Genomic DNA, 446 nt, shown 5'->3' with positions numbered 1-446 from the left:
ACGCAGGCCTATCCGCTGAACCCGAACGGCTCGCCGGACGGTATCACCTCGGTCACGACCGTGGACGGCCGCTTTACGGCCCTGATGCCCCACCCGGAGCGCGTGTTCCGTGCAGCCACCATGAGCTGGGCCCCGGACGCCTGGAAGCAGGCCACGGACGGYGGCAGCCCGTGGATGCGCATGTTCCGCAACGCACGGAAGTGGGTCGGTTGATCGCTGCAAGGCGCTAGCCGGCCGGAAATCCCAGAAAAGCCCGCGCAAGCGGGCTTTTCTTTTGCTCATTTGCCATGCGCAAGTCCCCAGTCTCCGCGCTTGCTGGTGGAGAGCCGCAGCGAGACAAGCGCCTCGGCCATCTTTACGGCGCAGGACACGCCGTCGATGACCGGCGCGCCAATCGCGTCGGAGATCTCGTCGCACAGGTCGGTCATGCCCGCGCAGCCCAGGAC

Annotated in this window: 2 protein-coding genes; one reads left to right on the top strand and one right to left on the bottom strand. The window is 67.0% G+C overall.

Features of this window, described 5'->3' with window-relative positions:
- Positions 1 to 213: phosphoribosylformylglycinamidine synthase subunit PurQ (locus AB4Z35_RS30560; RefSeq protein ID WP_442101236.1), on the top strand; the 213-nt coding region annotated here is incomplete at its 5' end.
- Between the two features lie 65 nt (positions 214 to 278).
- Here AB4Z35_RS30560 and AB4Z35_RS30555 read toward each other — a convergent pair.
- A partial coding sequence (locus AB4Z35_RS30555; protein WP_442101237.1) for an aspartate/glutamate racemase family protein occupies positions 279 to 446 on the bottom strand: 168 nt, incomplete at its 5' end.

Origin of the sequence: Pseudomonas sp. KB_15, from assembly GCF_052114525.1 — a bacterium.
In the GTDB taxonomy this organism is placed as follows: domain Bacteria; phylum Pseudomonadota; class Gammaproteobacteria; order Pseudomonadales; family Pseudomonadaceae; genus Aquipseudomonas.
This window is presented reverse-complemented; position numbering and strand designations above follow the sequence as displayed.